Origin of the sequence: Okeania sp. SIO3B5 (assembly GCF_010692555.1) — a bacterium.
Classification (GTDB): Bacteria; Cyanobacteriota; Cyanobacteriia; order Cyanobacteriales; family Microcoleaceae; genus Okeania.
The window spans coordinates 1-9,505 of record NZ_JAAHHG010000397.1 but is presented as its reverse complement, the minus strand read 5'-3'; the positions used below and the strand labels follow the sequence as shown (position 1 = coordinate 9,505).

Annotated in this window: 6 protein-coding genes; 2 read left to right on the top strand and 4 right to left on the bottom strand. The window is 36.9% G+C overall.

The genetic code is table 11. The features are described 5' to 3' along the window. The first annotated feature begins 1,171 nt into the window (after window positions 1–1,171). Window positions 1,172–2,176 carry a saccharopine dehydrogenase-like oxidoreductase gene (locus F6K54_RS33185; RefSeq protein ID WP_375342020.1) on the top strand — a complete coding sequence of 335 codons (1,005 nt, stop codon included), beginning with the start codon at window positions 1,172–1,174 and terminating at the stop codon, window positions 2,174–2,176. A gap of 92 nt (window positions 2,177–2,268) precedes the next feature. Here the strand turns inward: F6K54_RS33185 and F6K54_RS33180 are convergent, their stop codons facing one another. From F6K54_RS33180 to F6K54_RS33165, 4 genes are all read right to left on the bottom strand, one after another. Further along, a complete protein-coding gene (locus F6K54_RS33180) occupies window positions 2,269–2,445 on the bottom strand; it encodes a hypothetical protein (RefSeq protein WP_293087609.1) in 177 nt (58 codons plus the stop codon). A gap of 119 nt (window positions 2,446–2,564) precedes the next feature. After that, window positions 2,565–3,593 (bottom strand): hypothetical protein, encoded by a 1,029-nt coding sequence (locus tag F6K54_RS33175; protein WP_293087606.1) that lies wholly within the window; start codon window positions 3,591–3,593, stop codon window positions 2,565–2,567. 34 nt (window positions 3,594–3,627) lie between these two features. Continuing rightward, a complete protein-coding gene (locus F6K54_RS33170) occupies window positions 3,628–4,905 on the bottom strand; it encodes a hypothetical protein (protein ID WP_293087603.1) in 1,278 nt (425 codons plus the stop codon). Window positions 4,906–5,032: 127 nt separating this feature from the next. After that, complete coding sequence (locus F6K54_RS33165) at window positions 5,033–7,285, bottom strand: hypothetical protein (protein WP_293087600.1); 2,253 nt, start codon at window positions 7,283–7,285, stop codon at window positions 5,033–5,035. 1,626 nt (window positions 7,286–8,911) lie between these two features. Here F6K54_RS33165 and F6K54_RS33160 point away from each other — a divergent pair. Beyond that, on the top strand, window positions 8,912–9,460 hold the full coding sequence (locus F6K54_RS33160) for a flavodoxin (RefSeq protein WP_293087597.1): 549 nt from the start codon (window positions 8,912–8,914) through the stop codon (window positions 9,458–9,460). The last annotated feature ends 45 nt before the right edge of the window (window positions 9,461–9,505 follow it).

Here is a 9,505-nt window from a genome sequence, read left to right as displayed (position 1 = left end):
CAGGCTCTTCTTTGGCGGCCTCGTGTATCTATGAGTTATACAGGCTCTTCCTCTGTGGCCTCGTTAGACCCTATTCATACCCCTCTAGTTTCTAGAGGCTCCTACTAGGAACGAGTCGCACCTAAAGTTTCCATGTTCATAGCTCAATATTATGAACAACAGTTGTAGGACTATATGCTGACATCAATTGTTTGAAAGTGATGCCTGCTGAAGTTGCTTCTTAGTTAAATGACTTTTTTTAATCTAAATCAATTTTTACTAATTGATAGATAACGAGTCATTCCTTAACAAAAGTTAATATAATCAGAAGCAATAAATCAGTTATTTGTTAAGTTTGACGTATATTTCTCAAACCGTCAACATATTGGACCAAGTTATGGAAGTGACCTTGGCAGATAAGTAGTTGTGTAGAATTTAACCTTTAAACTTATTTTAATATTTAAGTTCAAAGTTATTGACAAATATCACCTAAGCTGTTATGGATAGACCGTCGATCCCTATTATCCTTACTGTCCTAATTAATATTTTTGGATTTGTGGGTCAATTATTGCTTTTCAAGATAATTGAGGAAATGTTTAAAATTATTGTGATGGTGTTGAAGGCAAAAAACAGAAGGGAAGAAGTTTTTTTGTGTTTTCTTAGTTAAGATAAATGGTTAACAAAAAATACGAATTATTATGTAGATTTAACTGATATAAATTACTGCCTGAAAATCAATCATTAATTGTAATGAATTTCAAAATAAACTCTGTAATATGTGGAATAGTTTTGATTGATTATCGACTTGAGTAAAACTATTAATTATGTACTTTCATTCAATTATTAATAATTACCGAGAAATTGTAGTCTAAAGTTTCCCCTTTTAAAGCTGATTGATCAAGTAAATATTAAGAGGCTGAATTTATCACTATACTTAGGTTTTGCTAGTTATCGTCCTGTAGACCTCAAATTGCTGAAACCTTGGCGTTCTAAGACTTTTAGCCAAGTTTATAAATCAGCTCTTACAATTTGTTGGGGTTTGAGTCCCCATCCACTTTTTTTTCCTTCCTTCTTCTTTCTTCCTTCTTCCTTCTTCCTCCTTCCTTCTTCCTTCTTCAATTTCGTTTTCCACAGTGACGCCCCATAACCGATAATAAAAGTCTGTCCAATTTAATCAAGCGCCATGAATATAATGCAAACTACAAATTCAAAAAATCAAATTCGTGTAGGTGTTTTAGGTTTCGGTGGCCTGGGGCAAGCTGCAGCTAGAGTACTTGCTCCCAAACAAGAAATGCTCTGGGTTGCTGCTGCTGACCAAAAAGGTTATGCCTACAACACTCAAGGATTAAATCCTGACCAATGTATGACCATGTACAATACTCAGGGTTCTTTAGGCCATTTAGAATCTGGTGGCGTTTTAAGTAGTCATAGTATTGAAGAACTAATCAAAGTTGCTGATACTGTAGATGGTTATTTTCTGGCCTTACCAAACTTACCTAATACTTTTATGGCAGATGTTGCGAAACAGTTTATTGCTGCTGGTTGGCGGGGTGTATTGGTAGATGCTATTAAACGTACCAGTGCTGTAGAGCAATTATTGGCCTTGAAAGATGAGCTACAAGCTGCGGGTATTACTTATATGAGTGGTTGTGGGGCAACTCCTGGTTTATTAACAGCAGCAGCAGCTATAGCAGCTCAGAGTTATGCGGAAATTCATAGTGTGAATATTACTTTTGGAGTGGGAATTGCCAATTGGGAAGCTTACCGTGCGACAATTCGTGAGGATATTGGCCATTTGCCGGGATATGATGTGGAAAAAGCTAAGGCGATTACTGATGCTGAAGTTGAGGCTTTGTTGGAGGAGACCAATGGTCTGTTGAAATTGGAAAATATGGAACACGCTGACGATATTATGTTGGAGTTGGCGGGAATTTGCGATCGCGACCGGGTGAGTGTGGGAGGTATTGTTGATACTCGCAACCCGAAAAAACCTTTGAGTACAAATGTTCAAGTTACAGGTCGTACTTTTGAGGGCAAAATCTCTACACATACTTTTACATTGGGAGATGAAACGAGTATGGCGGCTAATGTTTGCGGTCCAGCGTTTGGCTATTTGAAAGCTGGAGTAGATTTATATCGAAGAGGTATTTATGGTTTGTTTACTGCTGCTGAAGTTATGCCGAAGTTTGTGCGGTAGTGGTTTGTCTGTAATATTTTAACCATAATGTAGGGACGTTGCATGCAACGTCCCTGTAGATTAGGACTAAATTATGGGAAATTTCTCTATTGTTATTCTGTGCTATTTTTCTTTTGATTTTCAAGAACTCTATTCAAGGAACCATAATATTTAATAGCCTTATTATCCTCATTTGTTATTTCGTTATTCTTTAAGCGCAGTAAGAACTGAGCTATATCAAGTAATTGTTGGCGTTGCTTTCTATCTAGTTGAAACATCGCTCTAATCATTTGTGTTATATCTTTTGTGAAACCCAGGGGTAATTGAGGTAATTTAGATAATAGCGACTGAATACCTTGTAAGAGAATTTCTAAATTTTGACTGTTGAGTTCTTGAGTTCCTATTTTTGTTAAGGACTGGTTTGTGACTCTGGGGAAACTGTCGGTAATGGTAAATTTGGTTGTTGCTGCTGAGGTTGGGTCTGTATCTCCGGAGTGATAATTGGGATCTTGATCCTGATTGGTTCGATCAACTCCTCCTGATGAGTGAACCAAAATATCAGAAGTACCCCTGTTGCCACTATTGTTGTCAGGAGGAAAACCACTGCTATCCTCAATAGGGTCAACTTGAGAGTGTTTTTTTTCTTGATTGGAATTTGTTCCAGTTTGTGTTGGTTGTTGAGTTCCTGTATTGGTTTCTCCGTAGGTGGATTTTTTTTTAGCGGAGGCGGTGTTACATTATCTGCGAAACCTCTCCATACTCCTGCTCTGTGAAGAATACCAGAGTCAGGTAACCAATTAGTGACTATTACTAGAACTCCTTTATTTTTATCATCACAACCTTTAGTTTCATGCCAACTTTTCCATGGTTTAGGAAGTTTATACCTTTCAAGAGCTTCTTTCAAATTTGCGATCGACTCACTCGACTGATTTTCAATCTGATAATCTTCTTGACGGACTTCTTCTTGATCCACTTCGCCTTGAGCAAATTGATTAATCTTCTCAAGATCAACCTTGAAAGCTTCTTTTCCATCAAATCTTACTGCTTGGTTAACTATCTCTTGTAACTCTAACTTTTTTGATAACCAAACATCATCCAATAATTTGGCAGCAATATATCGAATGTGTGCTTCTCCTTCCTCATCATCCTTAACAACCCAAGCTATAGAAGTAGAGAACTCTCTACCCTGGAAATCAGACTCAGTTGACTGAAAACCCGTCACCTGTAAACAAAGTCGATCGCTATGACGCATCAAAATTAAAGAAGGCTTATCCTCTATAATTAGGAAATTAACTGCTGCATAGTCCCCTGTCTTTTTAGGAATAATTGGCTGTTCTAGAAACTCTGGAGTTTCTTGTTTTCCATTGGTTGCATTCTGCCAATAGAATCCTTCTTTTCCAAAAGCTCTGCTTTTGACATAAACTGTTATATCAGTCATTGTTTAATATCCTTGCATAATTTTAGAGAATAAATTAATTTTTGGGAATCGGCAACCACCTAGCTGCACCTTGCAAAATAGCAAAACCATCATCACGCTTACAGTCTAAGGCAAAAGTAAAAATTGCACTATTAAATGCGTCTATTTGAGCTTGAGTTGCTTCTACTTGGGCTTGATTTTCTCTAACATCTTTAGAAGTATCTTGAACCTCTCCTTCAATGTTGTTATACTCATACTTTGCTTCATAGAAAGCAGATTCGCGATCGTCAAAAATATTAGCAATAGACCTAAACAACCACCACATTTCTTGCCGTTGCTCAAATTTCTCTTTTTGTCTTTCAAGTTGTTTTTCAGCAGTTTCTAGTTCTTCCTTTTTTTGACCTAAATCTCTCTCTAGGATAGCAAGATTTTCTTGCTGTTGCTCTAAAGATTTTTTTTTGTTTTCGGCAAATACATTCAGCAAAAATCGTAAAACATATCGCAAAGGTTGTTCCCCATACCGAGGAGCGTAGGGAGCATTAATAGGAGTTTTATGATAATAAAATCTTGTCTTACCATCTTCATTAACTTGATGATAAGCAAATTGAACATTCCCAATTGTTTGTACTGGTGTCACCACTACCGCCAGATTTTTAATTAAGCTTTCTTGTTTGAAAAACTCTAGTAATTCTCGATATCCCATTTTTACACGATCTAACAAGTCGTTAGCATCTCTTGGATTCCTCATGTAACTCTCACATTTGACTGGAGCAAGAATTACCAGTCGAGGATGCTGCAGATTTTCATAAGCATTCTTTAAAAGTGCAGTTATGCGATCTGGTTCATTTATTTCTTCGTGCCATGTGCCTATTTCTGTACCCTTAACCTTTCCTGTTTTGGTTTCCATAAGTGCTGTTGCATCCACTGGAATAATGACTGCATCACAATCATTGAGTTGCTTCTCGACATACTGTTTGTATTCTGGTTTGGCACCAGGTTTAAAATATTCACCTGATGGATCGGTAAATCTCAATTTGATAAACTTTTTATCACCACTCCCAATGCCAAATAGAAAACCTTCATCATCCCAAGGACGCTCCAGTGGAATGCTAGGGGCTACAGATTTTTTCAATCTAGGGTCAATATTTTTTAATGTTAGCTTACATTCATCTATGGCCATGGAAGTTCTAGTTTCTTCAGGCCAGATTTCAAGATTGGCTTGTTTAAAAGTTTTGTTAAATTCTTCGTGCATAGCTGCCAGAAGACTGGTTTTACCAACTCCTGACGTTCCCACCATAATAATTCTGAGTTCGTCCATTTGATTTTGTTCCATGAAAATATTCTCCTATGTACCTCATCATCGGTGTCAAGTGCTGCAATTGTGTAACACAAGCATCCTGCTTGTTACAAACTGGAAGTTTGTGTTACAAATTACGATAACTAATTACCCGGATTCTATATTATTGTAAAAATTGAAAGGATGTTATTTGGTTAGCTGTTTTGACAAGTTCGACCACTTCTAGCCATTGCTTGCGCTGTTGTCTTTCTCGCTCTGGTTTGCCAAATTCATCAGGCCATAATTTGCCCCGTAAAGGTATGAGAAAATCTTGCCATTCATCTTCAATATCTTCTTGACGAATCACATTATCGACAAACTCTTCCACCATCGCATATACAGCTTGACTGGGTTCACAGAGAAATTGTTCTAAAGCTGGTTTCAGACGATTCACAGCTTTATCATAATCAATTCGGAGAGCTTCCAGTATATCTTCCGCAGATGTATTAGGATTAACAGATAATGTTGGGGGTTCGACATTTTCTTCTAGAGATTGACCTGAAGTTGCAGTAACATTTGTGAGTACATCTAAATGTCTGCGCACGCGATGCAGGATTAACCCCCGATAGGAAAGCTCAAACTCAGCGAAAACTATAAATCCTTCTTTTAAGTTAGTTAGATGTTCGGGAATTAAATCGGCGATCGCTAGAAAAAACTCGGAACCTTGAGCTTCTGTCAAAACTCCCAAACGTCCTTTTTCTACCAGGATATTTGCCACATCTGACTTGACTTTTTCTATCGACTGCTTTAAATCTTTATCAAGAGACTGGAAGTTACGGGAGAGAAAAACACGGAGTTCATCCCGGTAATTTGCATACGCTTCCAAGGAACTGCTTCCAAAAATGCGGTCTTGAATCTCTTGAATTGGATCGTCAAATAAAAGTATTCCACCTCCTTCTTGACAAGCGTTCACTGCGGTCGTAATTCCATTCTCCAAGTTTTCATCAGGGTTGAGACGTTCCTGCCATAATTGTTTTCTCTTCTTTTGTAGACTTAATACAACATCCCTCCACCAACCCTTTCTTTCATTTCCAAACAGTTTCCTAAATAGGGGCAACTCTTCAGTCAGAGAGTAGTCATCTATATTATCTTTACCAAAAATATTTCTAATCTTTTCTACATCTGCATCTACCGTACTTTGAATTTGTTGCAAACGCTCTTGACAGGAAGAAGCATATTCTCGGTCAAGAGAAGTAATATTTGCTGCTAAATAACTCAGAACTCGATCCAAAATCTTTTCATTGGCTTCATCTGGATCTGCACAGTCGGCAATAACTGACTCAGAAATATTAATATGCTTATTTTTCAGCTCTGCTGCTAATTGTTTACACAGATTAGAGTTATCACCTAACACTGAATTGCTATCTGTGGCGTTGAAAACCATGAAAGACCATTTTTCCAAGGGTAGATCAACTAAAGCAGAACGAGCAATATCATAAAGCTTCACATCCACATCACCAAGGAAGTCACCACTAGATTTAGGCATTCGGACAAACAAAACTAAATCAATATCTTGACCTAGTGTTTTTAGCAGTCTTTCCTCATCTCCAATACCTGTATCTCCTAACCCTGGAAGATCTACTAAAGCTATTTGTCCAACCTCAGAATTAGGAAAATCACAAACAATCTTCACCTCTTGAACTGCCAAGTAATTGTAGTAGATGCGTTCTCCATCAAGATTATCTTGAGCTACATACTCCCGAATTTCTTCTTTTGTAATTCGACGAGGTGAAGACTCCCGCAACAAGTGGCGATATTTGTCAACATGAACATGATATCCTCGTAAATGTTCATATTTAGCTCCAACTTCTGCACCATTTTGTGCAGGCAACTCTGGTAAAGGTTTACTGGCAAATTCTTCTAAAGTAATTGGTTTTGCCCCTAATTTTAATTGATCGTAATAAGGCATTATTACCTCATCTAAAAACGAGCGCTCGTTATAAAACCAAACTTCACCAGAGGTTTCAAATGCTGGATTATGATGAATTGTACTGCGGACTCCCGTGCAATGCTGGCCGCTGCCATCGGGAATTTCTGCTGTTGTTAGTCCAGTTAAACTTTGTAATAGCCTACTTTTACCTTGTCGCGCTCGTCCAACTACACCGATATTGAGAGTATCACGAGAGAAACGAGTTTTGAGTTTGTAAAGAGTATCTAATTCGCTAGAAATATTACGTTGAATGGGAGATGTATTAATTTCCTTAAGCTGTCCAATTACTTTTGGATCGTCTACTTTATCAACTAATTCATCCCGATAATTTTCAAGTTTATTAAGTGCTGAAGAAAGCAATTCTAGATTTTTCTTAACACCTTCAATTTTGTTTGCTAGAGGCTGACGCTGTTCTATAATAGCAGTAATTTGTTGGACTCTACTCATAATTTTTTTGATAATCTAGTTAGGAATACCCACACGCGAATCAAGAAACCTGGTTTTTTCCTAGATCTCTATTCTTAAAACCAACTATTTCTCCTAGAAACCGAGTTTCTTTACATTTTTTGATATAGTAAAATTCTAACTTTTGAAATTATCATCAGCAATAGTAGTATTTACCTAATCAAACTGATTTTTTATTGCGGTCGAATATGAAGTTACATTAAGCAATATCGGCGTTGCTGAAGCGCGTGTATGATATTAATCTTAATGTAAGCATTCAGCAGTCAGCCATCAGCTATCAGCTATTGCTTTTAATTTAGGATAAAAGCTTTATTAATTGTCTTACTACAAAATTTGGCTTCCTTACCCTTAAAGTCAGTTGTTAATTTAAACACTATCTTTAAGGAGAGAGTCTTGTTGCTGATAGCTGACAGCTAATAGCTGAATGCTTACATCTTAATTACCTAGGAGTCAGGAGCCAGAAGTCAGGAGTCAGGAGGAAAGAAAGAAGAAGAAACAGGAGTCGAAGGAGAAAGTTTTTTGAACGTGCTCTGATCAGGAGATGATATCATACCTCTTTTCACCAACGCCACAATATCAAATCAGATTAAGTTCGTTTAATTAATACAGGGCTTAGGCAAAGGCACTATTTATAGAGTCTAGCTTCTATTGGCCAATAGTTTTAAGCACTATATATAGCGTATCTGCGTAAGTCCTATAATAATTAAAAGAGGCTTTGTTGCATGAAAATATATAGCTGCCGCACTTGCTTGTGCATATGTATTTGATAATGTGCGGAAACTGCTGTAACTATTGGACAATAGATCAATAGAACATCAATGTTTGAGGTGAAAAAGCTTGAAACTTTTACCTGTAAACGCTTTGAGGTTTAATGAGCAGAGAAATAACTATTGGACAATAGATCAATAGAACATCAATAATCGCGAAACAGAGTGTACGCTTTCTCAGCAGAGAAATAACTATTGGACAATAGATCAATAGAACATCAATAATCGCCAAACACAGCGATATAGCTGCGGAATGGATGTTAAGAATGCTACTTTCATGCAACAAAGCCATTAAAAGATGTTTCTACGATAGTGTTCTGCACCGATCGCGCGATCGCATCCACAAGAATGCTTTTTTTCAATCCAAATTAAATTTATTGAGAAGCTTTACTAATTAGTTAGAGCTTATATAAAAGCTCAATATAATCTTTAGGACTAGAAATTGCGGAGTATGTATATTTCTATTATAAACTAAATCAAAACAATTATCAACTACAATTGATACAGATTTCAATTAATTTACCCGATATATTCAAAAGTAGATAGGGTTGATAGAAAAATTCCTGTCTATTCCGGGGTTATTTGAAGAGTAGTCTCTAATTATTAATAGGGCGAATGGTATTCGCCCCTACATTTAAAGAAATAATTGCTGATTTTATTGCAACTGCTTCTTATTTAGCTGAAAACGAGACTAATCTATATTAGGAATTTTAAGTAAGAAAATTCTACAAATAACTTGTATTAATCACCGAAAACCCTCAAAAATCTGGGTCGAGCTAGTGAAATTTTTTGACTCACCAGATTTAATGGATTTTACCAAAACTAATCAGGAGTGTTGATTATGGCAAAAATTGGCATCTTTTACGGTAGCACATCAGGTGTAACTGAAGAAATCGCTGAAGCATTGCGCGAAAAGTTCGGGGAAGAAGTTTGCGATCTTTATAGTATGGAAGAAGATTATGACGAATATAGTCAACTTCTTGATTATGATTATTTATTATTGGGTTGTTCAACTTGGGGTGCTGGGGAAGTACAGAATGACTGGCGCGAACCACTTTTTGATATGGATATTGAAAAGCCTGATTTTACTGGAAAAACTATTGCTTTGTTTGGTGCCGGGGATCAAATTGGTCACGGGAAGCATTTTGTTGGCGCGCTACAGATTATGTGTGACCATTTTGAGAAACTTGGTGCAACTATAGTTGGAGATTTTCCTATTGAGGGTTATAGTTTTGAACATTCTTCAGCAGTGCGTAATGGCAAATTTGTAGGTTTGCCAATTGATGAGGTTAACCAAAGCGAGTTAACTGAAGAGAGAATTACACAGTGGGTTAAAGCATTACGCCCCATTTTTGTAGGTACGGAAAGTGCTGTGTTGATACCTGCTTAGATATTGAAATTTGAAAGTTGATATTAAATCTGGCTAACCATATAA